This is a genomic window from Pseudomonas sp. 58 R 3 (assembly GCF_900006605.1).
Classification (GTDB): domain Bacteria; phylum Pseudomonadota; class Gammaproteobacteria; order Pseudomonadales; family Pseudomonadaceae; genus Aquipseudomonas; species Aquipseudomonas salomonii.
The window spans coordinates 39,443-65,189 of record NZ_CVTT01000008.1; the positions used below are offsets into that span (position 1 = coordinate 39,443).

The following is a 25,747-nucleotide window of genomic DNA, read 5'->3' on the forward strand; positions in this document are numbered from 1 at the left end:
ACGGGTTAAAGCGGCTTGTCGTTCTGTGCTTTGAGCAGATCACGGATCTCACCCAGCAGCAGCTCTTCCTTGGTCGGCGTCGGCGGCAGGCTTGGGGCTACAGCTTCTTCGCGTTTCAGGCGGTTGATGGCTTTCACGCCCATGAAGATGGCGAAGGCGACGATCACGAAGTCGATGACGCTCTGGATAAACTTGCCATACGCCAGGACCACGGCGGGCACGTCACCCTGCGCGGCCTTGAGGGTTATCGCCAGGTCCCCGAAGTCCACACCACCGATCAGCAGACCAATGGGTGGCATCACCACGTCGCCTACAAACGAGGAAACGATTTTTCCGAACGCGGCGCCGATGATGATACCGACGGCCATATCGACCACATTACCTTTGACCGCGAAGGCCTTGAACTCACTGATCACGCCCATAGGTTATTCCTTGTTACAGATGAGAAGGGTGGAGGTCAGTGTAAGTCAGTCGTAGCCTGCTCGCTCGACACAACCGTTAACACTGTCAATTTTTATCGACCCATTAAATCGCAAATAGTTTGCAAAGTGCCACCAATCGCGCGCGGAATACGCTTCAATTCAGGGTCTTACCACACTTTTTTCTTAATCAGCCCGGTGGTGTTTTTCTATTTATCTTCTGACCCGCAGGTCACTAGCCTCTGGCAAGCACAACTGAATGTGCGCTAAAAAAACCAGAGGAAACCTCGATGAACACGTCAATGAGCCGCGGGCCTGTTTCAGCGCGATATGCGCTGGCACTGGTCACTGTCAGCCTGCTGTCCCTTTCCGTACACGCCGCCAACCTGACCCGCGATAACGGCGCCGCCGTGGGGGACAATCAGAATTCACAAACCGCCGGGGCCAATGGCCCGGTGCTGTTGCAAGACGTGCAACTTATTCAAAAGCTGCAGCGCTTTGACCGTGAACGTATCCCGGAGCGCGTGGTTCACGCTCGTGGCACCGGCGCCCACGGCACGTTTACCGTTACTGACAACCTCAGCGACTTGACCAAAGCCAAAGTCTTCGCAGCCGGTGAAGCCACCCCTGTATTCGTGCGTTTCTCGGCGGTGGTGCACGGCAACCATTCCCCGGAAACCCTGCGTGACCCGCGCGGTTTCGCCACCAAGTTCTACACCAGCGAAGGTAACTGGGACCTGGTAGGCAATAACTTCCCGACGTTCTTTATCCGCGACGCCATCAAATTTCCGGATATGGTCCATGCGTTCAAACCGGACCCGCGCACTAACCTCGACGATGACTCCCGTCGTTTCGACTTCTTCTCCCATGTTCCAGAATCCACCCGCACACTCACCGAGTTGTATTCCGACTCCGGCACGCCCGCCAGTTATCGCGAAATGGACGGCAACGGCGTACATGCCTACAAGTTGATAAACGCCAAGGGCGAAGTGCACTACGTCAAGTTCCACTGGAAGAGCCTGCAGGGCATCAAGAACCTGGACCCCAAGCAAGTAACCGATGTGCAGGGGCGTGACTACAGCCATATGACTAACGATTTGGTCACTCACATCAACAAAGGCGACTTCCCCAAGTGGGACCTGTACGTGCAAGTGCTCAAGCCTGAGGATTTGGCCAAGTTTGATTTCGACCCACTGGACGCCACCAAGATCTGGCCTGGCGTACCGGAGCGCAAAGTCGGGCAGATGGTGCTGAACCGCAACCCGGCCAACGTCTTCCAGGAAACCGAGCAAGTGGCCATGGCCCCGGCCAACCTGGTGCCGGGCATTGAGCCGTCGGAAGACCGCCTGCTGCAAGGTCGGGTGTTCTCCTACGCCGACACGCAGATGTACCGCCTGGGGCCGAACGCCCTGCAACTGCCGATCAACGCACCTCGCGTCACCGTCAACAACGGTAACCAGGATGGCGCAATGAACACCGGCAACACCACCACGGGCGTGAACTACCAGCCAAGCCGCCTGCTGCCGCGTGAAGAGCCGCAAGCCGCGCGCTACAGCCAGTCGGCGCTGTCGGGCAGCACCCAGCAGGCCAAGATCCAGCGCGAGCAGAACTTCAAACAGGCCGGTGACTTGTACCGCTCCTATAGCAAGAAAGAGCGTCAGGACTTGATCGACAACTTCGGCGGCTCCCTGGCCACCACCGATGACGAAAGCAAGCACATCATCCTGTCGTTCCTCTACAAGGCTGACCCTGAGTACGGCACTGGCGTGACCAAGGTGGCAAAAGGCGACCTGGCGCGCGTCAAGGCGCTGGCAGAAAAACTGACTGACTGACGTTGGTGACGGTCGGCGCCCGCTGATGGGCGTCGACCCCGAGCTGGAGAAAACCCATGCGAATTTCTATCGGTTTACTGATGGCCATGCTGGCCTTTGTCGTCCATGCCGAGTCGCCCGACCCGGTCGCGCTCAAGGCCCAGTTGCAGAACTACTATTTCGACGCCGCCCGCCGTGGCGATATCGACATGCTCAACACCTTTATCGAATCCGGCTACAGCCTCAACACCCAGGATGACAAGGGTTACACCGCGCTGATCCTTGCCGCCTACCACGGCCAGGCTCCGTTCGTGGAACGCCTGCTCAACGCCGGCGCCGACGCCTGCGTGCAAGACAAGCGCGGTAACACCGCCCTCATGGGCGCGATCTTCAAAGGCGAGCTGAAAATCGCCCAGCGCCTGCTCGCCACCGACTGCAACCCCGACCAGCGCAACGGCGCCGGGCAGACCGCCGCCATGTACGCCGGGCTGTTCAAGCGCGTTGAGTTGCTGGATGAGTTAAAGGCCAAAGGCGCCGACCTTAACGCCGAAGACCCGATCGGCAACAGCGCTTCACGTTTGGCCAGTGGTGAAATCCTGACCCCGGCGCCGCGCTGAGCTATCATCGCGGTTTTTCGGTTGGAGGTTCTCAAATGGCAAAGGCCAAGCGCATGTACGGCTGCACCGAGTGCGGCGCGACCTTTCCCAAGTGGGCCGGCCAGTGCACCGAGTGCGGTGCATGGAACACCCTGACGGAAACCATGATCGAAAGCGGCGGCGCCGCAGCCCCCACCGGCCGCGCCGGCTGGACCGGGCAACAGGCGCAGATCAAGACGTTGGCTGAAGTCAGCGTCGAGGAAATCCCACGTTTCTCCACGGCGTCCGGCGAGCTGGACCGCGTGCTCGGCGGCGGGCTGGTGGACGGCTCGGTGGTGCTGATCGGCGGCGACCCCGGCATCGGCAAATCGACCATCCTGCTGCAAACCCTGTGCAGCATTGCCAGCCGCATGCCGGCGCTGTACGTCACGGGTGAGGAGTCCCAGCAGCAAGTGGCCATGCGCGCCCGTCGCCTGGGCTTGCCCCAGGATCAACTGCGGGTCATGACCGAAACCTGCATCGAAAGCATCATCGCCACGGCCCGTATCGAAAAACCCAAGGTCATGGTGATCGACTCGATCCAGACGATTTTCACCGAGCAGCTGCAATCGGCACCCGGCGGCGTGTCCCAGGTGCGCGAAAGTGCGGCGCTGCTGGTGCGGTATGCCAAGCAGAGCGGTACGGCGATTTTTCTGGTGGGCCACGTGACCAAAGAGGGCGCCTTGGCCGGGCCGCGAGTGCTTGAGCATATGGTCGACACCGTGCTGTATTTCGAAGGCGAATCCGATGGTCGTTTGCGTTTGCTGCGGGCGGTGAAGAACCGTTTCGGCGCGGTCAACGAATTGGGCGTGTTCGCCATGACCGACCGAGGCTTGAAAGAAGTCTCCAACCCCTCGGCAATTTTTCTTACCCGTGCCCAGGAAGAAGTGCCGGGAAGTGTGGTGATGGCGACGTGGGAAGGCACTCGCCCGATGTTGGTGGAAGTGCAGGCGCTGGTGGATGACAGCCACTTGGCCAACCCGCGCCGGGTGACACTGGGCCTCGACCAGAATCGCTTGGCAATGCTGTTGGCGGTGCTGCACCGTCACGGCGGTATTCCCACCCATGACCAGGACGTATTCCTCAACGTGGTCGGCGGGGTCAAGGTGCTGGAAACCGCCTCCGACCTGGCATTGATGGCGGCGGTGATGTCCAGTTTGCGTAACAAGCCGTTGCCCCATGACTTGCTGGTGTTTGGTGAGGTCGGCCTGTCGGGCGAGGTGCGCCCGGTGCCGAGCGGCCAGGAGCGTTTGAAGGAAGCGGCCAAGCACGGCTTCAAGCGCGCGATCGTACCCAAGGGCAATATGCCGAAGGAATCGCCGCCGGGAATCAAGATTATTGGCGTTACGCGGCTGGAACAGGCGCTGGATGCACTGTTCGAATAACCGTGGAGCAATCAGGGATGAACGCAATGCAACAGACCAATCGTTGGGGGGTATGTGCCCTGTTCGTGGCCTTGCTCGGGTTGTCGGACATTGCCTTGGCTGAGTCGGCCCCACTGCCGGCCGGTTACCGCCTGGCCCAGGAACTGGCGACAGCAGACGGCAGCGTGCTGCAGGTGCTGGAAGACCAGCGCATCAGCGCGCAGTTGCATAAAGACAGCTGGGGCAATGGCCTGGATGAGGACTCATTTGACGAGCCCGGCGATCTGGTGGAAAACCCGTTGCTCAATGCCCAGGTACGTTTGCTGTCGGCGTCCGGCGCTGTGCTTGCGCACGACGATCTTGGCTACCCCTTGGCGAAGGTCAAGAAGGCCCCGCTTAAAGGCCTGCCGGACACTGTGTACTTTTTGAGCATCGACCAGACGGCGCCGATGGGCAGTTACAGCGGCCCGGCGACTCAGCTGCTGCTGCCGGCCAAACAGCAACTCAAACCAATGAGCTATAAGGGCTCGGCCGGCAAGGTCGAGCCGCTGACCCTGGCCCAGACCGGCAAAGCCGCCTGGCAGATCGCTACGTCAGCCGCCGGCGGTACGGATGAGTTACTGCAGGTCTCGTCCTTTATGGACGGTGACGGCGACGATGATTTCGCAACCCGCTACACGACCTATCGTTTTATCGATGGGCAATGGCAGGCCGTGTCGCGTCAGAAGGCGGGTTATTGGGACACGGAAAGCGAATTCCCCCCGAGTGCCGCGTTTCCCTGAGTGTCGCTTTTGCGTGAGAGCGTCACTACCAGAAGATCATTTTCAACGCCAAGGCAATCACGACTACGTTGAAAGCGCTTTCCATCCACTTATCGCCTTTCTGAAGAGCAAACTTGGCGCCCGCATTGGCGCCAAATAGCGTGCCTATGATCAGGCAACACCCGTACTGCCAATTAATAATTCCGCTGACACCGAATATTATTAACGAGCCGACTGAGAGGATGAGGCCACCCACCTTACGTGTGCCAACTGACTCACTGATCGTTTTTTTAAAAAATATAATATACAAATAAGTTGATAGCTTGGCCTGCCCGCCGAACAGGCCGCCGATCATGCCGACGGGAATAAACAGGATATACCCGCAAAAGCGCCTGAGCGAAGAAGGGGCCGTCTTCGGCGAGTGAGGCTTCCTGATGAGTGAAAGCCCCACCAGTAGCAGTGTCAGACCGCCAATGATTTTATGCAGCAGCGCCGGATCTATTTGCACGAGCAGACTTGCACCGACCAAGGCGCCAGCCAACCCAAGTGCGGCGGCGGGGGCCGCTAACCTGTAATCCACTTTTCCATTGTTATGAAAGTGTCTTAATCCGGCAAACATCGTCCCTACCGATGCCAGACGGGCTGTCGCTATCGACGCCTGTGGGGATATTCCGAGCCAGATCATCACCGGCACTGTTAGAAATACACTGCCGCCGGTATTGGTGCCGATAAAACCCGTCATAACACCCAGTACGACCAACCCTGCGCCTATCAGCCACTCATGCTCAATCATATTGAAAGACCTGCATCCCTGATGAAGTGCATTAATTGTTATTCGTTCAAGTAGAGGGGGTCTACCCAATGGTAGCAATTGCGGTCCCTGCTATTAGCGGTTAGGTGCAGTTTTGCGGTGTGCACAAAGCTATATTCACCAATGATCGGACGACGGCGATCAAAGGTGTCGCCTATCGCTTTTGAAACAAGACTACTGAGTTTTAATACCTTTTGGCTTTTGCCGCTGCACAATATTGAATTGAAATGAAGATTTGTAATCAGTAGACATGTCTCAGTGATACCGCAACGTTCGCCGATGCCATTCACGGTGCACGACACAAAGGTAGCGCCTGCTTCGATGGAGGCCAGTGTATTTGCCATTGCCAAACCTCTGTCATCATGGAAGTGCACTTCTAAGTCAACGTTGGGTAATGCCTGTTTAATCAGCTGAACTGTGGATCGAACCTTGAAAGGCTCACAGATGCCCAGTGAGTCGGCATAACATATGCGGTCGGCGCCGGCGGTTTCGGCGATTTTATAGGTTTCAATCAATGCTGCCAGATCAGTTCTTGAGGCATCCTCAATGGTGTATCGCACGTTCAGCCCTAGCGATTTAGCATATAGGATGCTACGCCTGACAAGTTCTTGTATCTCTTCTTTTGTTTTTCTGAGCCTGTATTTTTGGGAGGCCTCATTAATGCCTGCAAATATCCCTATCCAATTAGCCCCCGTTGCGTAAACGGCATCAATGTCATCGCGATGCGCACGCGAGTGCGCCAGTATGTTTTTCGCCAGCCTCGACTTTACCAGTGAGGTGACTCGGTCAAACTCCTGCTTTGATGCATAGGGATGACCGGCTTCGATAAAGTCGATGCCTGCATCCGCGAGTGCTTGGCCAATGGCCAGCGTCGACTTGATTGTCAGCTTGACGCCTGGCGCTTGATTTCCTTCTCGCAGCGTTGAGTCGACAAGCGTAATAAATGTCATCACAAGCAATCCATTGTCATGAGGGTTAGCGGTGCATTGAGTGTTCGACGACTTTGCATTGTGACGAATACGTCAACAATTTATCTTCGTTGACTTCAACGCCGAGTCCGGGTTTGTCGATAGCGAGTGTTACTCTGCCATCGCAAAATGAATAACCGCTTTCATCAACAATATCATCGGCGAACCTCTCGGCAGGACAGCCATAGCCGGTGGTTGCCACATTTTTGAGCGTGGCAACAAAATGATGAAGAGCTGCAGTGCCAATTCCGAAGGGGTGCATGCTACCCGTGCTGACTTGCAGGTCTGCAACTTCAGCAGCGGCACACAGTCGACGTGAGGCTAATATTCCGCCGGATTTGAAGGGTTTCAGACATATAGCGTGTGCTGCATTGAGGCTAATGATGTCCTTCAGATCCCTAGGGGTAAACAGGCTTTCATCGGCAATGATAGTCGTTGCTACATTCCGCTTTACTTCCGCTAACCCAGCGATATCATGACCTGGCGTTGGTTGCTCGACAGCGAAAACGCCATACTGCTCAATTCGCTTTATAAATTGGATGGCGGTGGGGACGTCGTAGGCGCAGTTGGGGTCTACTTCGAGCTCAAAGTGATCGCCTAGCGCATGTCTAACCGCTTTGAAACACGCGTAGTCATCTTCCAGTACCCCGGAACCTTTGAGTGTCAATCGGTTATAGCCCTGTGCCTGTAGTTCAAGTGCCCGCTCAGTCACCTCCCTGGCGGAGGCAAATGGCAAACTTCGACTGACGGTATAGCTGAGGTTGTATGCACCGCCCAACAAGTTGCAGACTGGAATGTTAAGCACTTTGCCCGCGAGGTCTAACAGAGCATGATCAATCGCACACTTGGCAAATAGATGCCCTTTGATCAGCGTGTCGAGTTGGCTCATGATAACTTCGAATGCGCAAGGGTCTTTTCCAATGATTGCCGGGCATAGATAACTTTCAAGGACGGCCAACATGGTTTCGGGAGTATCACCTTGAGCAGGATAGCGTCTTGAGATAATTCCGGACTCTCCCCAACCTACCAAGCCAGTATCGGTGGTTAACTTTAATACTATATGCCGCCCTTTCGGGGTTATGTTGGTAGCGGTTTGGTAGGGGTTTTTATAGGGGATTTCGGTCAAGAAGATTTCGGCTTTGGCAATAAGCATGCTTTAACATCCTGTTAGAGGGCCGGGCTGGAAGGACAGGTGAAATGTAGTTTATTAACTGTGTTTTTATCAAGCGCGCGAACCGTATCGTCTTAATGATCGATCATGAAAATAATTTCATTATTGGAAGTGTTGCTTTTTAAAGAAAGGAGCGGCGTTGCATATTTTTCCCACCGAATTCAATGTGGATTGAGTTGTTACAGTTTTAATTAAAATGACGTATGTCGTTTTTGTGAAGGGTTTATATGTTTCCAGGTGGTCGTGCAGGCGGGGTTGTTATGATGATTTGATCTAAAGGTATGACTTTTATTGATGAGGATGTAGCGGAGGCTGGCGGGTGAGTGGATCTATTCAGACACCCGTCGCCTCTGCGGTTTAGAGGGTTTTCAAATCTCTAACAAGGCGCCCAGCTCACGCTCCAGTTCTTCATGATCGCCCACATTCAGCTCAATCAACCGCCGCAAATGGCTGATCGACTCCAGGTCTATGTGCTCACACACAAACCCCAACTGCCCATGATCATCGTGGGCCAGCCTTACCTGCATCTTTATATGCGCCTGCGGATCCAGACGGATATCCACAGCAAACAGCTGAGTGTGATCGCCCTGCCAATCATCAGGGCGCTGCACCAACAAACCTTTGAGCGACAGATCCACCAATTGCACCGGCCAATTCCAGTGGTCTTGCGCAATAGTCGTTCGGGCATCAAAGGCTATACGCCGGAAACGGCGGCGATCGGACGGGTGTTCGCTCATGGTCAAACCCTCTGTGGATAAGGGAATTGTAGCCCTGCGCCATCATCGGGCGTTTATTTCTGCTTTTTTTACGGTTGCAAGGCTCTAGACCAACGTAGGGGGCTGGCCTTTAGGGCCAACAGCGCTAAACTCGGGCTGGCTGTCTTTCTGTCCACCCTGGCTGGAATATAAAAATGAAAAATAATAATAGCCTGCTACGCCATCTACCCTGGCTGGTGCTGGCAATTGTAGGAGCATGCGCCCTGGGCGTAGTGGCCTTGCGCCGCGGCGAGGCGATCAACGCCTTGTGGATTGTGGTTGCTGCTGTCGCCATCTACCTGGTTGCGTACCGTTACTACAGTCTGTTCATCGCTAACAATGTGATGCAGCTCGACCCACGGCGGGCCACCCCTGCAGTGCTTAACAATGACGGTCTGGACTATGTGCCGACCAACAAACACATTCTTTTTGGTCACCACTTTGCGGCGATTGCCGGTGCAGGTCCGCTGGTCGGCCCGGTACTGGCGGCGCAAATGGGCTATCTGCCCGGCACGCTTTGGCTGATTGCCGGCGTGGTGCTGGCCGGTGCGGTGCAGGACTTCATGGTGCTGTTCCTGTCCACTCGTCGCAATGGCCGTTCCCTGGGGGACATGGTTCGCGAAGAGATGGGCCGCATTCCGGGGACCATCGCGCTGTTTGGCTGCTTCCTGATCATGATCATCATCCTTGCGGTGCTGGCGCTGATCGTGGTTAAGGCCTTGGCCGAGAGCCCGTGGGGCATCTTCACGGTGATGGCGACCATCCCGATTGCGATGTTCATGGGCGTGTACATGCGCTACATCCGTCCGGGCCGCATTGGGGAAATCTCGGTCATCGGCGTGCTGTTGCTGCTGGGTTCGATCTGGCTGGGTGGGCAAATCGCCGCTGACCCGGTGTGGGCCAAGGCCTTCTCGTTTACCGGGATCCAGATCACCTGGATGCTGGTGGGCTACGGTTTCGTCGCTGCGGTACTGCCGGTGTGGCTGATCCTCGCTCCGCGTGACTACCTCTCCACGTTCTTGAAAATCGGCACCATCATTGCCCTGGCGATCGGCATTCTGGTCACCATGCCAGAGCTGAAAATGCCGGCCCTCACCCAATTCATCGACGGTACCGGCCCGGTATGGAAGGGCGGCCTGTTCCCGTTCCTGTTCATCACCATTGCCTGTGGCGCGGTGTCGGGTTTCCACGCACTGATCTCTTCGGGCACCACGCCCAAGCTGCTGGATAACGAAGTCAACTCGCGCTACATCGGTTACGGCGCGATGCTGATGGAATCGTTCGTGGCCATCATGGCCATGGTTGCCGCTTCGGTCATTGAGCCTGGCGTGTACTTCGCCATGAACAGCCCGGCTGCGGTAGTCGGCGCTGACGTGGTGACGGTGGCGCAAACCGTCAGCAGCTGGGGTTTTGCAATTACCCCGGAAGCTTTGACGGCAGTGGCCCATGACATCGGTGAAACCACCATCCTGGCGCGTGCCGGCGGTGCGCCGACCCTGGCGGTGGGTATCGCGCAGATCCTGCACAGTGTGCTGCCGGGTGAAAACACCATGGCGTTCTGGTACCACTTTGCGATTCTGTTCGAAGCCCTGTTCATCCTGACCGCCGTCGACGCCGGCACCCGTGCCGGACGCTTCATGCTCCAGGATCTGCTCGGCTCCTTCGTGCCGTCGCTCAAGCGTACCGAGTCCTGGACCGCCAACCTGATTGCTACGGCAGGTTGCGTGGCAATGTGGGGCTACCTGCTGTACCAGGGCGTGATCGACCCGCTGGGCGGCATCAACACCTTGTGGCCGCTGTTCGGTATCTCCAACCAGATGCTCGCCGGTATCGCGCTGATGCTCGCCACCGTTGTGCTGATCAAAATGAAGCGCCAGCGCTACATCTGGGTGACCATGCTGCCGGCTGTCTGGCTGCTGATCTGCACCGTGACCGCAGGCTTCATCAAGCTGTTCGACGCTAACCCGGCGATCGGCTTCCTGTCGCTGGCCAAGAAGTACAGCGATGCCCTGGCCAACGGCCAGATCCTCGCGCCGGCCAAGAACATCGACCAGATGCAACACGTGATCTGGAACGCCTACACCAACGCAACGCTGACGGCGCTGTTCCTGTTCGTGGTCTTCAGCATCCTGTTCTATGCGCTCAAGGTCGGCGTCGCCGCTTGGAGCAACAAAGAACGCACGGACAAAGAAGCCCCGTTCCAGGCTGTACCGGACGCGTAAACGAGGATTGCAACCATGTTCAATGACATCAGTCGCCTCGGTAAATACCTCGGTCAGGCCGCGCGCCTGATGGTCGGCATGCCCGACTACGACACCTACGTCGAGCATATGCAAACCAAGCACCCGGATAAACCGATGATGGACTACAAGGCGTTCTTCCGTGAACGCCAGGAAGCCCGTTACGGTGGCAAGGGTGGGCCCAAGTGCTGCTGACCCGGTATTCGGGCTGGCGGTGATCCCATGTGGGAGCGGGCTTGTGTGGGAGCTGGCTTGCCTGCGATAGCATCACCTCGGTCTGACTGATAGACCGAGTTGTTTGCATCGCAGGCAAGCCAGCTCCCACATGGGTCTGCTCCCCCATTTGTTTCTGTGTTTCTTCAAGGAGAATTTTTTGTCCTCTCCCATCCCCGTCACCATCCTCAGCGGCTTCCTCGGCGCCGGCAAAACCACCTTGCTGCGCCATCTGCTTAAAGCCGAGCACGGCCTTAAAATCGCCGTGATCGAAAACGAATTCAGTGATGCCGGCATCGACACCCAACTGTTGGGCGCCGAGCCTGTACAAGTCATGACCCTGTCCAACGGTTGCGTGTGCTGCACCATCCACACCGACCTGACCAAAGCCCTGTACCTGCTGCTCGAACGCCTGGACAGCGGCGAGATCGCCTTCGACCGCCTGGTGATCGAGTGCACCGGCCTGGCCGACCCTGCGCCCGTGGCCCAGACCTTTTTCATCGACGAGGAGTTGCGCGAGCGCTACATCCTCGACGGTATCATCACCCTGGTGGACGCGGCCCACGCCGAGCATCACCTGACCCAGACCATCGCCCAGGCCCAGATCGGTTTTGCCGACCGCCTGCTGGTGAGCAAGCGCGACCTGGTGGACGAAGCCACCTTCGACGCCCTTAGCCAGCGCCTGACCCGCATCAACCGCCGCGCGCCGATTCGGGTGGTCGACCACGGCAAAATCGACCTGGCTGAACTGCTCGACGTGCGCGGTTTCAACCTCAACGCCGGCATGAGCCTGCGCCCGGTCAGTGCCGCGCCATCCATCGACCGTATTTCCAGCCTGGTGCTGCGCACCGACCAGCCGCTGGATATCGACCGGCTCAGCGAGTTCATGAATGAGTTGCTGGAAGATCACGGCAAACAGCTGCTGCGCTACAAAGGCGTGCTGAACATTGCCGGGGAAGACCGGCGCATGGTGTTTCAGGGCGTGCTCAAGCTCTACGGTTTCGATTGGGACAGCGAATGGGCCGAGGGCGAGGCGCGTGAAAGTGTGATTGTGTTTATTGCCGACGAGTTGCCCGAGGACAAAATCCGTGAAGGCTTCCATCGCGTCTACCAGTCCTGACCTGAAACACGGTCAAAAATGTGGGAGCGGGCTTGCTCGCGAATACGGTGGTTCAGCTAGCACAAGTATCAACTGAAAGACCGCTTTCGCGAGCAAGCCCGCTCCCACATTTGATTCGGTTTCAGGTCAGAGAGCCGTTTTTCAGGCATAAAAAAGCCCGGCTCAAGAGCCGGGCTTTTCAGTCACGCAACTGCAATCAAGCGCCGTACACCGGCAGCTTTTTGCAGATGGCCTTGACCTTTTCACGGACCGCGTCGATCACGGCTTCGTTGGAAAGGTCTGCCAGGATGTCGCAGATCCAGCCGGCCAGTTCTTTGCACTCTGCTTCTTTAAAGCCACGAGTGGTCACAGCCGGGGTGCCGAAGCGCAGGCCGGAGGTGACGAACGGCGAACGCGGGTCGTTCGGCACGGAGTTTTTGTTCACGGTGATGAAGGCTTTGCCCAGTGCGGCGTCAGCATCTTTACCGGAAATGTCCTGCTTGATCAGCGACAGCAGGAACAGGTGGTTTTCAGTACCGCCGGACACCACGTCAAAGCCGCGTTCGATAAACACGCTGGCCATGGTCTGGGCGTTCTTCACCACTTGTTGCTGGTAAGTCTTGAACTCAGGCTGCAGGGCTTCTTTGAAGCAGATCGCTTTGGCAGCGATGACGTGCTCCAGCGGGCCGCCCTGGGCGCCTGGGAATACTGCGGAGTTGAGCTTCTTCTCGATCTCGGCGTTGGCGCGCGCCAGGATCAGGCCGCCACGTGGACCACGCAGGGTCTTGTGGGTGGTGGTGGTCACCACGTCAGCGAATGGCACCGGGTTCGGGTAGACGCCAGCGGCGACCAGACCGGCTACGTGAGCCATGTCCACGAACAGGTAGGCGCCAACCTTGTCGGCGATAGCGCGAAAGCGCGGGAAATCGAGGATCTGCGAGTAGGCAGAGAAACCGGCCACGATCATTTTTGGCTTGTGCTCGACCGCCAGGCGCTCGACTTCGTCGTAGTCGATCAGGCCGTTGGCATCGATACCGTATTGAACGGCGTTGTATAGCTTGCCGGAGGAGGAAACGCTGGCGCCGTGGGTCAGGTGACCGCCGTGGGCCAGGCTCATGCCCAGGATGGTGTCGCCGCCTTGCAGCAGGGCCAGGTACACGGCGCTGTTGGCTTGGGAACCGGCGTGCGGCTGAACGTTGGCGTAATCGGCGCCGAACAGTTCCTTGGCACGGTCGATAGCCAGTTGCTCAACCACGTCGACGTACTCGCAACCACCGTAGTAGCGCTTGCCTGGGTAGCCTTCGGCGTACTTGTTGGTCAGAACCGAACCTTGAGCCTCCATCACCGCAGGGCTGGTGTAGTTTTCCGAAGCGATCAGCTCAATGTGCTCTTCCTGGCGCACGGCTTCTTGCTCCATGGCGGCGAAGAGATCGGCGTCGTACTTGGCAATAGTCAAATCACGGCTGAACATGGCGGTCCTCAAGGATCGGGGGCAGAAAAGGAGGGCATTCTAACTCAATGGGTTTTAGATGGCATATGAAAGGACATCATGTCGCGGACAAGTGGCGCTCACTTTAGCCACCGATCGTTCCCACGCTCTGCGTGGGAATGCCGCCCTGGACGCTCTGCGTCCACTGTGGAGGTCAGTCGAACATGAACAGCGCGTCGTTACTGAACTGCGCCTCAAACCGATTTGCCGGCATCGGCCGCCCAAACAGATAACCCTGCACCTCGTCGCAACCGTGCTCACGCAGGAAATCGAGCTGCTCATGGGTTTCCACGCCCTCGGCGATCACCGCCAGGTTGAGGCTGTGGGCCATGGCGATAATTGCGCGGGCAATTTGCGCGTCCTGCTCGCCGGACGGCAGGCCGTCGACAAAGGTGCGGTCGATCTTCAACACATCGATGGGGAATTGCTTGAGGTAGTTGAGCGACGAATAACCGGTGCCGAAGTCGTCCACCGCAATGCTCAGGCCGAGGTTTTTCAGGCTGGCAAGGATCTGCATGGCCTCGTTGACTTCGCGCATCAGGATACTTTCGGTCAGCTCCAGCTCCAGGCACGCCGGCGGCAGGCCGGTGTCCTTGAGAATGGTGGCGATACGCTCGCCCAACTGCCCATCGGAGAACTGCCGTGCCGAGATGTTCACCGAGACTTTCGGCACGCGCACCTTGTTCTGGTGCCAGGTCTTGAGCTGGCGGCAAGCCTCAGAGATCACCCAGTCGCCCACGTCCACCACCAGCCCCAACTCTTCCAGCACCGGAATGAAATCCCCCGGCGGCACCAGCCCACGGCGCGGGTGACGCCAGCGCAGCAGGGCTTCGGCGCCGGTCAGGCGCTTGCCGTCGCCGCTGAACTGCGGTTGGTAATACAGCACGAATTCGTTCTGTTCCAGGGCATGGCGCAGGTCGCTTTCCAACTCCAGACGCTCCAGGGCGCTGGCGTTCATGTCGGCCTGATAGAACTGGAAGTTGTTCTTGCCGCGCTCCTTGGCGTGGTACATCGCCGTGTCGGCGTTTTTCATCAACTGGCTCAGCTCGTTGCCGTCCTGCGGGCTTAAGGCGATGCCGATACTGGCGGTCACAAAGAACTCGCGGCCCTCCAGCACAAACGGCTTCACCAGGCTCGCCAGGATCTGTTCGGCCACGCTGATTGCGCGGTTCAACGCCATCTCGCGGCTCACCCGTGGTTGCAGCAGCAGGGTGAACTCGTCACCGCCCATGCGCGCCACGGTGTCGTCTTCGGCCACACAGCCGAGCAGGCGGGTGGCCATTTCCTTGAGCATGCGGTCGCCGGCGGCGTGGCCCAAGGAGTCGTTGATCGGTTTGAAACGGTCGAGGTCGAGGAACATCAGCACCACCCACGACTTTTGCCGTTCGGCCGACTGCAACGCGGTGTGCAGGCGGTCCTGGAACAGCGTGCGGTTGGGCAGGTGCGTCAGGGCGTCGTAATACGCCAGGCGGTGGATACGCTGTTCGCTGGCCTTGCGCTCGCTGATATCGCTGAAGAAACACACGTAGCTGGCCAGGTCGCCTTCATCGTCGAACACGGCGGTAATGCCGACCCAGGCCGGGTAATGCTCGCCATTGCGACGCTTGAGCCACACTTCACCTTCCCAGGTACTGTGCTGGTGCAACTGCTTGAGCACGTAACGCAGGTGGGCTTCCTGCTGTTCGTCGACGGTGAGCATGTTCGGCAACTGGTCGAGCACATCCGCCACGGCATAGCCGCTGACGCGGCTGAACGCCTCGTTGGCCTGCACGATATAACCGGCCGGGTCGGTGATCAGGATCGCCGAGGTTGAGTGCTCGAATACCGTGGCCGCCATGCGCAGGTCTTTTTCGGCGCGGCGTTGCTGGCTGATGTCACGGCCCACACCAAGGATGCCTTCGAACGCGCCGTGTTCATCCCACACCAGCACAAGGCGCATCTCGATCGGTACCTTGCGGCCATCGGCGCGCAGGCAGTCGAACAGGAACAGCTGGGTATGCACTTGATCGCGCAGCGTATTCAGCGCGGCGGCGTCGCCCAGGGCACGGCTGACCTGTTCCATCAGGCTGTAAATGCCGGCCAGTTGCTGCGGGTTGGCGATGATCGACTGCCAGCCATTCTTGAACACCCAGTCCACGTCATAACCCAGCACGGCGTTGACCGACGGGCTGACGTAGTTGAGGGCCAACTGGCTGTCGGTGGAGCAGATCACGTCACTGATGCTTTCGGCCAGCATGCGGTAGCGCTGCTCGCTGTCGCGCAGGGATTCGCTGGCTTCAATCTGGTCGGTGATGTCCTTGGCCACGCCGATGATGCGCGTGACCACCGCGGTTTTGTCGCGGGCCAGGGCCTGCTCGCGGATATCAAAGCGCCGCCACTGGTTATTGCGATGACGAAAGCGCAACTGGCACTGTAACTGCGTGGTGTAACCCACCTCACGCTGGCGTTGGCGCAAGTCGTGGTAGTACTCGGCATCTTCGGGGTGCAACAGGATTTCCCAGAAGTACTCGCCCATTTGCTGCAGTTCGGCCTTGTTGTAGCCGAGGGTGTGGCCCAAATGGTGGTTGCTGAAAATCATGCGCTGGCTGATCACGTCCTGCACATACAGGTGATCCGGCACGGTGCGCACCACGTCCGACCAGAAACTCTCGCGCTCCACCAGCGACAGCTCGATCAGCTTGCGGCTGGTGATATCGTTGATGCTGAGGATCACGGCCTTGAAGTCGTCCTGCTGCTCCGGCAGGCGCATCACCAGCCACAGGTATTGATCGTTACCGGCGACGTCATTGAGCTGGATTTCCAGCTCCAGCTGCTTTTGCTGGGTCAGCACCGCCTCAAGCACTTGATAGCCGATGGCGGTGGCATTGCGTGGGCAATCATCGATCAGGCGTTCCCAGGCTTCCTCGCATGAGCCAACATTCAACAGGCGCACGGCCACCTGGTTGACTTCGGTAATGCGCAATTCCCTGAGCAATTGCTGACGTTCTGCGGTGTTATTGTGCAGCCAGGCCTGCAATTGCTCGCGAGTCTGCTCCCGGGTTTTGTCAAAAAACGCCTTGAGCTCCGACAGGTCCAGCACGCACAGGGCCACGCCGGTCCCTTCGAAAATATCCTGGTAACGCCGGCGGCCCTCATGCACCTGGCGCTGGCGGCGGCGCATGTTCAGCAGCACGATCAGCGGGATCAGCGAGAACGCCAGGCCCAGCAGGCATTTACCGATAAACGCCGGCAGCAGTTGTTGCAGCACCGCACTGCGGTCGAACAGGCCGCGCAATTGCCAGTCGCTTTTGCTCAGGGGCGTGACCAGTACGCTTTTGCTCAATTCATCCGGCGTCAGCGCCGAGGCCCACTGTGCGGGCATGCCATTGTCACGGCTGACCACGCGGTGGTTCAGGCGGTTCTCGATGGCCCACATCGGGCGCTGGCCCTGGCCGTCCTGGCGGGTGAGGTTGCTCAGGTAGTTGGGCGCCAGGCGCAAGGCCCAGTACATTTTCGAGCCGCCACTGGGCTGCTGCAGCAACAAATAGATCAGGGTGCCGTCGGCGTTGTTGCTCAGGTAATAAGGTTGCGAGTGGCTGCGCTGCACCAGTTCCTCGAGCCAGGCGCGGTCCTGGCTGTCTTTGGCGCTGTCACTGATCAGCGCGCCGCTGGGGGCGAGCAGGGCGACACTGCGCAGCTCCGGCAGCGAACGTTGCAAGGTGCGCATCAAGGCCTGTTGCTGTTCGTCGTTGCGCGGCGGCTCGACCATCGGCAGCAGGTTCAGGGCGATTTTCGCGCTCAGGGCCATGTTCAGGCTGATCTGTTCAGCCAGGTCGGCGCTGTAGTCGATGGTGTATTGCTGCTGGTTTTTCTGGTTTTGCTGCAGCTGGTCCAGCAGTTGCCAGAACAATAGCGCCAGAAGCATCAGCACCAGCGTCGCCAACGCGCCTTTAAAAGTGCCGTGCAGGGGCGCGCCCGGCGCTATATGAGCGGCGCGCAAGGGCGTGGGCGGAGTGACTTTGGACAAGCTGTGATCCTGCGGTTTGGCTGGACTGGCGCGCGACGTGCACTATAAGCCGGACGCCCGGAGGGCGGCTAGCATGCCTTGCCTTGTGGCAAAGTGCCAGCCCCGCCTGGCTGGACTGCCCAAGCGCATTCAGGTAGCTTTGCCGGTTACGCGGGGGCGTTCCAGCCCCAGACATTCAGGCTTTTTCCGCTCGCAGGCATTGATGATAGTCAACGGCCCGCGCGGCGCATGGCCTGCACGGGCTTCGCCCGCTTAATTCATCAGTCACTGACGCTAGGTTCACCATGGCTCAATACGTCTTCACCATGCATCGGCTGGGAAAAGTTGTTCCGCCGAAGCGGGAAATCCTGAAAAACATTTCGCTGTCCTTCTTCCCCGGCGCTAAGATCGGCGTGCTCGGCCTCAACGGTTCGGGTAAGTCCACGCTGCTGAAAATCATGGCCGGCGTCGACACCGAGTTCGAAGGCGAAGCCCGCCCGATGCCCGAACTGAACATCGGCTACCTGCCCCAAGAGCCGATCCTGGACCCGACCAAGACCGTGCGTGAAGTGGTCGAAGAAGCGGTGGCCGTGATCAAGAACGCCCAGGCCCGCCTGGACGAGGTGTACGCCGCCTACGCCGAAGAAGATGCCGACTTCGACAAACTGGCCGCCGAACAGGCCAAGCTCGAAGCCATCCTGCAGGCTGGCGACGGTCACAACCTGGAACGCCAGCTGGAAGTCGCCGCCGACGCGCTGCGTTTGCCTGCGTGGGACGCCAAGGTCGAATTCCTCTCCGGCGGTGAAAAACGCCGTGTGGCCCTGTGCCGCCTGCTGCTGTCGGCTCCCGACATGCTGCTGCTCGACGAACCGACCAACCACTTGGACGCCGATTCCGTCGCCTGGTTGGAGCACTTCCTGCACGACTTCCCGGGCACCGTGGTAGCGATCACGCACGACCGTTACTTCCTCGACAACGTCGCCGGCTGGATCCTCGAGCTCGACCGTGGCGCCGGTATCCCTTACGAGGGCAACTACTCCGGTTGGCTGGAAGCCAAGTCCGACCGTCTGGCGGCCGAATCCAAGCAACAATCGGCCCACGAAAAAGCCATGAAGGAAGAGCTGGAGTGGGTGCGCAAAGGCGCCAAGGCCCGCCAGTCCAAATCCAAGGCACGTCTGCAACGCTTTGAAGAAATGCAGTCGCAGGAATTCCAGAAGCGCAGCGAAACCAACGAGATCTACATCCCGGCCGGCCCGCGCCTGGGTGACAAGGTCATCGAATTCAAGAACGTGTGCAAAGGCTATGGCGACCGCGTGCTGATCGACAACCTGTCGTTCTCCATGCCAAAAGGCGCGATCGTCGGCGTTATCGGGGGTAACGGTGCGGGTAAATCCACACTGTTCCGCATGCTGATGGGCAAGGAAACTCCGGATTCGGGCAGCATCGAAATCGGTGAAACCGTGCAGCTGGCCTGTGTGGACCAGAGCCGCGAAGACCTCGACGGCAGCAAAACGGTATTCCAGCAAGTCTCCGAGGGTTCGGACCAGATCCGCATCGGCAACTATGAGATCCCGTCGCGCACCTACGTCGGCCGTTTCAACTTCAAGGGCGGCGACCAGCAGAAGTTCGTCAAGGACCTGTCCGGTGGTGAGCGCGGTCGCTTGCACCTGGCCCTCACCTTGAAAGAAGGCGGCAACGTGTTGCTGCTCGACGAACCGTCCAACGATCTCGACGTTGAAACCCTGCGCTCCCTGGAAGAAGCCCTGCTGGACTTCCCGGGCGCCGCCATTGTGATTTCTCACGATCGGTGGTTCCTGGACCGCGTCGCGACGCACATCCTGGCCTACGAAGATGACTCCCAAGCGGTGTTCTTCGAAGGTAACTACACCGAGTACGAAGCGGACCGTAAGAAGCGTTTGGGCGATGCTGCTGCCCAGCCGCACCGTGTACGGCACAAAAAACTGGCCTGAGTTGGGCTGGTTTGAAAGAGCGGAGCCTTCGGGTTCCGCTTTTTTTTGCGCGTAATTCAGGAGGGCCGAGGTGGATTTATCGCAGGCAAGCCAGCTCCCACCTTTGGCCGCCTTTCAAGTTGGCAACCCGATCAAATGTGGGAGGTGGCTTGCCTGCGATAGCGGTTTACCTGTTGGTGCATTTGCTGATGTGAAATCCCCTTAATGGTGCAAGAAATCACAATAATTTATATATAAAGCACCATTTAAATTCACAAAGGCGACACTTTGCGCTTTTCAGGTGCAACATGAATTGCTAAGGTCCGGCTCAATCTCATTTAAAAACAATCAATTTGCCGAGACTTCTCCATGATCGAATCTGTCGAATCCTTCCTTTCGCGCCTCAAGAAACGCGACCCCGACCAGCCGGAGTTCCACCAGGCCGTAGAAGAAGTCCTGCGCAGCCTGTGGCCGTTTCTTGAGGCCAACGCTCACTACCTGACGTCGGGCATTCTGGAGCGCATCTGCGAGCCGGAACGCGCGATCACCTTTCGGGTGTCGTGGGTGGATGATCACGGCAAGGTTCAGGTCAATCGCGGGTTTCGCATCCAGATGAACAGCGCCATCGGCCCCTACAAAGGCGGCCTGCGCTTTCACCCGTCGGTGAACCTGGGCGTGCTCAAGTTCCTCGCCTTCGAACAAACCTTCAAAAACTCCCTGACCTCGCTGCCCATGGGCGGCGGCAAAGGCGGCTCGGACTTCGACCCCAAGGGCAAGAGCGACGCCGAAGTGATGCGCTTCTGCCAGGCATTCATGAGCGAGCTGTACCGCCACATCGGCGCCGACGTGGATGTACCGGCCGGCGATATCGGTGTGGGCGCGCGTGAAATCGGCTTCCTGTTTGGCCAGTACAAACGCCTGAGCAACCAGTTCACCTCAGTACTGACCGGCAAAGGCATGGCCTACGGCGGCAGCCTGATCCGCCCTGAAGCCACCGGCTTTGGCTGCGTGTACTTCGCTGAAGAAATGCTCAAGCGCAACGGCCAGCGGGTTGAGGGTAAACGCGTGGCGGTCTCCGGCTCGGGTAATGTCGCGCAATATGCTGCGCGCAAAGTCATGGACCTGGGCGGCAAGGTGGTTTCCCTGTCCGACTCCGAAGGCACCTTGTACGCCGAAAGCGGTTTGACCGAGGAGCAATGGTCGGCGCTGTTGGCGCTCAAAAACGTGCAGCGCGGGCGCATCAGTGAATTGGCTTCTCGTTACGGGCTGGAATTTCGTGCCGGTAAAACGCCATGGGAACTGGCCTGCGACATCGCCTTGCCCTGCGCCACCCAGAACGAGCTCGACGCCGAAGCCGCCCGCACGCTGCTGCGCAACGGCTGTATCTGCGTGGCCGAAGGCGCCAACATGCCAACCACCTTGGAGGCTGTGGATATCTTTATCGAGGCGGGCATTCTGTTCGCGCCGGGCAAAGCTTCCAACGCCGGTGGCGTGGCCGTGAGTGGCCTGGAAATGTCGCAGAACGCCATGCGCTTGCTGTGGACCGCAGGCGAAGTCGACAGCAAGCTGCACAACATCATGCAGTCGATCCACCACGCCTGCGTGCACTACGGCGAAGAAAACGGCCGGGTCAACTATGTGAAGGGCGCGAACATCGCGGGCTTTGTGAAAGTCGCCGATGCGATGCTGGCCCAAGGCATCGTCTAAACCTCGGGCTCGACGCGCAGCACCTCGATCAACTGATCGCCGACGGGGCGTTTCCACAGCACCTCGTCGCCGACTTGCGCACCCAGCAATGCGCGGCCCAGCGGTGAGCCCCAGTTGATCAGGTGGGCATGGGCGTCAGCCTGGTCTTCGCCGACCAGTTGAATGCGCTGGTGTTCGTCCTGCTCGTTGGCAAAAGTCACCCAGCTGCCGATCTGCACCTTGTCGGTGGAAGTGGCCGGTGCTACCACTTGGGCGCTTTGCACGCGCTGGTTGAAGTAGCGCAAATCGCGCTCAAGGTCCGCCAGGCGTTGTTTATCGTCCTTGGCGGATTCGAGGCTGTGTTCCTGCTGCAACTGCGCAACCTTGGCTTGCAACTGCGCCAACCCTTGCGCGGTGAGGCGGTTGGGCTGCTCACTCACTTGGCGCTCCACCGGCTGGTCGGCCTGGGCGGCGGCGTTGTCTTCATTTACAAAAGCTCGGCTCATGACGTTCTCCTTCTATGAAGGTTGGGCCATGGTCGCCGCGCGATCGTTCCCACGCTCTGCGTGGGCATGCAGCCCTGGACGCTCTGCGTCCGCTTTTCAGGAAAGCGTCCTATTGCGTGCGATAGGCGCGGGCGGCGTCGCGATCCTTCTCCTGCTGCCAGGCGCGTTCACGGTCATCCCAGTGATTGTCCTTGTAGTCGCGCAACTCTTCGTTCTCGCGCATCGCCTTGCACTGGCGAAAGCCGTCTTCCCAGCCCTCGGCGTATTCACGGTCCTTCAGATAACGCGGCACGTTCTTGCGAAACTCCCCGCTGATCACACCCGCCGCCTGGCGACCACTGCTGCAACCGTCATCAAAACCATCGGCAAAGGCCGGAGGATAACCCTTGGCGATTAAATCCTGATGGGTGGACTGGCAACCCGACAACCACACTAGCGCACACAGCATTACCGCAGACCGCCACATGGCGTACTCCCTGGCCGCTTTACGGCTGATAGGGGAAGTCTAGTCAGGGAATTGTCGGGGAGGCGTGAAAGGGCGGTGAGAAAAGTGTTGAGTTAAAGGGCCATCAACGACGAGCGCTCGTTCCCACGCTCTGCGTGGGAATGCAGCCCAGGACGCTCTGCGTCCGCTTTGAAATCGTGACGCGGAGCGTCACAGGATGCATGCCCACGCGGAGCGTGGGAACGATCTATTAAAGGGCCATCAACGACGATTCCCTTTAACTTGCAGGACGTTTCCTAGAGAATCGCTGGCCTATTGTGCCTTAGGGTTTGGGGCACTAGTCTCCTGGCTCCGCTGTGAAAACAGCGGCCGGGTTTAGCGACCCGAACCATCGAGACTCATCCTCTTTACACACTTGGCAGGCGGTTTTTATACCTGTCGATATCGTGTTATGGCGGCTGTGCGCGGGAGATCTTCGGATCTGCCGGGTGTCTAGGTGACCGGTTCGCTAACCTGCGTACAGCTGCCACCCTTTCATGTTTAGCGACGTGCTCTGGTGGTCCTTTATCTCACTTAGCAGGTACACCATGTCTAAAGTCGTCCCCGATCCACCCCTGTCCTCAATCACCACCCTCGGCGTCGTCACCTTTGGCGACTACGGCGAAAACCAAAAGCCGCTGTTCCGCATCAATGCCGGCATGCCGATCGACGAAGCGCTGGAACACGCCTCCACCCTGCTGTTTTATTCCAAAAAACTCGCCATGGAAGCCGCCATGGACGTGCGCGGCGAGCAATACGCCTGGGCCGCGCATTACCTGTGTGAAATGGGCAAGGCCGTCGTCGACGACCTGACCCAAGCGATGACCCCCGCAGCCTAAAGGCTGACACTATCGCAGTGGCGATCACGCTTGTTGTGGCGAGCAGGCTTGCCCTGCGTTGGGCTGCGAAGCGGCCCCAATAAGGAGGAGTGCGGCGTATCTGGCACTCCTCGGTTGACTACTTTGGGGCTGCTGCGCAGCCCAACGCAGGGCAAGCCTGCTCGCCACAAAGGGGTTATGTCGTCTGGTAGGTCGTCAATGCGGCATGTTCAGCCAGTTCCTGCTGAATAAACGCCGCAATCATGGCGCGATACACCTGCTCAGTGACCTCAGGGTTGGCGCCCACCTCCTCGGATAACCCCCGCACTTTGGCAATCACCTGTTCAACCCGTTGCGGCGCCTTGACGCCATCGGCGTCTTTCTTAAAGCGCGCAGCCTGGGAAACGTAGTGGCCGCGCTCGGCCAGCAGGGTGACGATTTGTTGGTCGAGGCGGTCGATGTTTTCGCGGACTTGTTCAAGGGTGGTGCAGTTAACAGCCATGTTGAGGGAGCTCCTGATTTCGATGTATTTGGGATATGCACTGGCAAAATGTGGGAGCGGGCTTGCTCGCGAAAGCGGTGGGACAGTCAATACATCATTACCTGGACGACCGCTTTCGCGAGCAAGCCCGGCTCCCACATTGGAGCTTCGCCGGGTCTCAAAGATCAGTAGTGATACCACTTCACTTCAAGCATCACTTCATTCACCGGCGTCGACAAATGGCTGTACTCACGCTGGGCACTCAAACGCAGGCCCAGGTTGCGCGACAATTCCCACTGTTGGTTCAGGCTGATGCTGCGCCGTACTTCGCCATTGGTGAAGAAATCACCCTTGGCTTCCAGGCTCAGATTCCCCAGCGGGTTTTTCCACAGCACGCCGGTGTTGAACCCGGCAGCCGGTGAGATGGCTTCGCTGAAGTCGTTGTTATGCTCCACACGCACGGTGCCGAGGGCGAAGCCCAGCATGTCGTCGGTGAGTTGCCAGGTGCCGCCCGCGCCGCCGTTGACGTGGGCAACCAGGGTTTCGTCGTCGTGTTTGCCAGGCACGCGCTCCAGGCCGCCGGTCACTTGCCAGGACCACGGCTGCAACAGCGCGTTGCGCGGGGTCAGGGAGCGGATGGTGGCCAGGTCGAGTTGCTGCAGTTGCCAGTGGTTGCCTTCGTACTGGCGCAGTTTCATCTGCAAAATTTCAATCTGCGCGCCCAGCGGGAAGCCTTCGGCGTTGTCGTTGAGGTCGTGGTAGGCCATGCGCAGGCCGTATTCGCCAAAGGTTTTGCTACCGCGGGTGCCGATGCCGGCCTGCCAGGTGCGCGATTCGTGGCCGTCTTCGGGCAGGCCGGGGCGTTCGATTTTAAGGTCGGGCGCCGGGTTCTGGTTGATCGCGCGCAGCAGTTCGAAGCTGCGTTGCGAGCGTTCGGTGTCGCGCTCCAGGCCATTGGCGCGGTAGCGGCCGAGGCGATAGGCAGCGTCGATAATCAGCGCCTGACGTTCGCGGGGCAGGGCTTTGAAGGCCGGTTCCTGCAACTGCTTCTGGTCATCGCTGATTTTCAGCACCCATTGCTGCTCGTCGCCATCCAGTGGCTTGGCGCGTTCCAGCAACTCGCGTTCACGGGACGGGCGGTAGTCGATCTTTTCCACCAGGCCCGCTTCTTTGACGGCTTTGACGGTGTCGGTGGGGATCGCCGTGAGCGGGAATTGCTCGGTCAGGCGCAGGCTCGGGCGCGCCACTTGCAGCAGCTCCAGCAGGCGATAGGAGCAGTTTTCATCGAAGAAGAAGTAGTCGAACTGGATCTGCTTGAGCTCCCACACGTGCTCGACCATGCGCTTGGTCTCGACTTCGGTGAGGTTCAGGCGGTATTCCCACAGGTCGCGGTTCTCGAGGCTGCGGTATTCCGAGAGTTTTTCCTGGTACGGCACCAGCGCGAACAGGCCGGGGTAGCCGCCCATCAGGCCTTTCCAGGCGTAGAGGATGCTGTTGTCGGAGCCTTCGATATAGGCGCCGAAGTTGATCGCATAGCTGAGCAGCGCGGTGTTGTTGCTCTGCACGTCAGCCTGGTCGATGCGCAACAGGGTGTGGCCGAACATCGACGACGGGCTGTTGAGGTAGGCCGCCGGGAAGATCATCACCGCGCTGTGGGGCGCGACGTCCTTGAACCATTGGGTGAATTCCTTGCACTCCAGCGCGGGCAAATCGGTCAGATTCAACTGACTCTTGAGCCAGCGGGTACGTGCGGGGTAAACGCATTGGGCGTGCTTTTCGCCGAGGCTGGCCGGGGCGTACAGTGCCTCCACGGTGGCCTGCAGTTCCTGGTCCGGGTGGTGGGCGCCATCGGGGGCGAGGAAGAACTTTTTGTCGCTGACATAGCTGCGCCAGCCCTTGAGCTTGCCGGCCTCGTAATGACCCAAAGACAGCCAGAACGGATCATTGGCCAGTTGCTGCAAACGTTGATCATCAATATGCGGCGCCGCGTACAGCGGGGCGCAGGCGAAGAGTGCCAGCCAGGCAAAGCGTTTGAGCATAAGGGCAACTTAAGTCGGAAGTAGTGAGACCCAAAGGGGAGGCGGGCCCAAAAGTAGAACCAA

The 25,747-nt window shown here is 58.8% G+C and carries 21 protein-coding genes; 10 read left to right on the top strand and 11 right to left on the bottom strand.

Annotation, left to right across the window (positions count from 1 at the left end):
* Window positions 1-5: 5 nt before the first annotated feature.
* On the bottom strand, window positions 6-422 hold the full coding sequence (gene mscL, locus BFP92_RS00425) for a large-conductance mechanosensitive channel protein MscL (RefSeq protein WP_056858221.1): 417 nt from the start codon (window positions 420-422) through the stop codon (window positions 6-8).
* Window positions 423-721: 299 nt separating this feature from the next.
* On the opposite strand from mscL, the gene katB reads away from it, so the two are divergent.
* Genes katB through BFP92_RS00445 form a run of 4 tightly spaced genes read left to right on the top strand, consistent with a single transcriptional unit; the run spans window position 722 to window position 5,011 of the window.
* Window positions 722-2,251 (top strand): catalase, encoded by a 1,530-nt coding sequence (katB, locus tag BFP92_RS00430; protein WP_204839894.1) that lies wholly within the window; start codon window positions 722-724, stop codon window positions 2,249-2,251.
* A 56-nt stretch (window positions 2,252-2,307) separates the two neighbouring features.
* Window positions 2,308-2,847: an ankyrin repeat domain-containing protein gene (locus BFP92_RS00435; RefSeq protein ID WP_065911137.1), complete on the top strand. Its 540-nt coding sequence runs from the start codon at window positions 2,308-2,310 to the stop codon at window positions 2,845-2,847.
* Between the two features lie 35 nt (window positions 2,848-2,882).
* Window positions 2,883-4,250: a DNA repair protein RadA gene (gene radA / locus BFP92_RS00440; RefSeq protein WP_056858224.1), complete on the top strand. Its 1,368-nt coding sequence runs from the start codon at window positions 2,883-2,885 to the stop codon at window positions 4,248-4,250.
* A 26-nt stretch (window positions 4,251-4,276) separates the two neighbouring features.
* Window positions 4,277-5,011, top strand: coding sequence for a hypothetical protein (locus BFP92_RS00445; protein ID WP_065911206.1), 735 nt, complete (start codon window positions 4,277-4,279; stop codon window positions 5,009-5,011).
* A 25-nt stretch (window positions 5,012-5,036) separates the two neighbouring features.
* Here the strand turns inward: BFP92_RS00445 and BFP92_RS00450 are convergent, their stop codons facing one another.
* The 4 genes from BFP92_RS00450 to BFP92_RS00465 form a co-directional block, all read right to left on the bottom strand.
* Entirely contained in the window at window positions 5,037-5,783 is a 747-nt protein-coding gene (locus BFP92_RS00450) for a sulfite exporter TauE/SafE family protein (protein ID WP_065911138.1), read from the bottom strand.
* A gap of 38 nt (window positions 5,784-5,821) precedes the next feature.
* The gene (locus BFP92_RS00455) at window positions 5,822-6,751 is read right to left on the bottom strand and encodes a LeuA family protein (protein ID WP_065911139.1); all 930 of its coding nucleotides are present in this window, start codon (window positions 6,749-6,751) and stop codon (window positions 5,822-5,824) included.
* Window positions 6,752-6,776: 25 nt separating this feature from the next.
* Entirely contained in the window at window positions 6,777-7,922 is a 1,146-nt protein-coding gene (locus BFP92_RS00460) for a mandelate racemase/muconate lactonizing enzyme family protein (protein WP_065911140.1), read from the bottom strand.
* A gap of 386 nt (window positions 7,923-8,308) precedes the next feature.
* Window positions 8,309-8,677 (bottom strand): PilZ domain-containing protein, encoded by a 369-nt coding sequence (locus tag BFP92_RS00465; protein WP_065911141.1) that lies wholly within the window; start codon window positions 8,675-8,677, stop codon window positions 8,309-8,311.
* Window positions 8,678-8,850: 173 nt separating this feature from the next.
* Here BFP92_RS00465 and BFP92_RS00470 point away from each other — a divergent pair, with 173 nt between their 5' ends.
* The 3 genes from BFP92_RS00470 to yjiA all read left to right on the top strand — a co-directional run bounded on the left by BFP92_RS00470 (window position 8,851) and on the right by yjiA (window position 12,268).
* Window positions 8,851-10,917, top strand: coding sequence for a carbon starvation CstA family protein (locus BFP92_RS00470; protein WP_065911142.1), 2,067 nt, complete (start codon window positions 8,851-8,853; stop codon window positions 10,915-10,917).
* 15 nt (window positions 10,918-10,932) lie between these two features.
* Window positions 10,933-11,130, top strand: coding sequence for a YbdD/YjiX family protein (locus tag BFP92_RS00475; protein ID WP_003176208.1), 198 nt, complete (start codon window positions 10,933-10,935; stop codon window positions 11,128-11,130).
* 130 nt (window positions 11,131-11,260) lie between these two features.
* On the top strand, window positions 11,261-12,268 hold the full coding sequence (yjiA, locus tag BFP92_RS00480; protein ID WP_170875809.1) for a GTPase: 1,008 nt from the start codon (window positions 11,261-11,263) through the stop codon (window positions 12,266-12,268).
* A gap of 196 nt (window positions 12,269-12,464) precedes the next feature.
* On the opposite strand, the gene glyA is transcribed toward yjiA, so the two are convergent.
* Both glyA and BFP92_RS00490 read right to left on the bottom strand, forming a co-directional pair.
* Entirely contained in the window at window positions 12,465-13,718 is a 1,254-nt protein-coding gene (gene glyA, locus BFP92_RS00485; protein WP_056858229.1) for a serine hydroxymethyltransferase, read from the bottom strand.
* 172 nt (window positions 13,719-13,890) lie between these two features.
* Window positions 13,891-17,742, bottom strand: coding sequence for a bifunctional diguanylate cyclase/phosphodiesterase (locus BFP92_RS00490; protein ID WP_065911143.1), 3,852 nt, complete (start codon window positions 17,740-17,742; stop codon window positions 13,891-13,893).
* 284 nt (window positions 17,743-18,026) lie between these two features.
* Here BFP92_RS00490 and ettA point away from each other — a divergent pair, with 284 nt between their 5' ends.
* Both ettA and gdhA read left to right on the top strand, forming a co-directional pair.
* A complete protein-coding gene (gene ettA / locus BFP92_RS00495) occupies window positions 18,027-19,691 on the top strand; it encodes an energy-dependent translational throttle protein EttA (protein ID WP_056858231.1) in 1,665 nt (554 codons plus the stop codon).
* 348 nt (window positions 19,692-20,039) lie between these two features.
* On the top strand, window positions 20,040-21,377 hold the full coding sequence (gdhA, locus tag BFP92_RS00500; protein ID WP_065911144.1) for an NADP-specific glutamate dehydrogenase: 1,338 nt from the start codon (window positions 20,040-20,042) through the stop codon (window positions 21,375-21,377).
* On the opposite strand, the gene BFP92_RS00505 is transcribed toward gdhA, so the two are convergent.
* Entirely contained in the window at window positions 21,374-21,862 is a 489-nt protein-coding gene (locus BFP92_RS00505; RefSeq protein ID WP_065911145.1) for a GreA/GreB family elongation factor, read from the bottom strand. The genes gdhA and BFP92_RS00505 overlap by 4 nt on opposite strands.
* Window positions 21,863-21,971: 109 nt before the next feature.
* Window positions 21,972-22,328: a hypothetical protein gene (locus BFP92_RS00510; protein ID WP_017139297.1), complete on the bottom strand. Its 357-nt coding sequence runs from the start codon at window positions 22,326-22,328 to the stop codon at window positions 21,972-21,974.
* Between the two features lie 566 nt (window positions 22,329-22,894).
* Between BFP92_RS00510 and BFP92_RS00515 the strand changes: the two genes are divergently transcribed.
* On the top strand, window positions 22,895-23,185 hold the full coding sequence (locus tag BFP92_RS00515) for a DUF3077 domain-containing protein (protein WP_065911146.1): 291 nt from the start codon (window positions 22,895-22,897) through the stop codon (window positions 23,183-23,185).
* A gap of 175 nt (window positions 23,186-23,360) precedes the next feature.
* Here the strand turns inward: BFP92_RS00515 and BFP92_RS00520 are convergent, their stop codons facing one another.
* A complete protein-coding gene (locus tag BFP92_RS00520) occupies window positions 23,361-23,666 on the bottom strand; it encodes a chorismate mutase (RefSeq protein ID WP_065911147.1) in 306 nt (101 codons plus the stop codon).
* Window positions 23,667-23,830: 164 nt separating this feature from the next.
* Window positions 23,831-25,684 (bottom strand): Lnb N-terminal periplasmic domain-containing protein, encoded by a 1,854-nt coding sequence (locus BFP92_RS00525; RefSeq protein WP_065911148.1) that lies wholly within the window; start codon window positions 25,682-25,684, stop codon window positions 23,831-23,833.
* Between the last annotated feature and the right edge of the window lie 63 nt (window positions 25,685-25,747).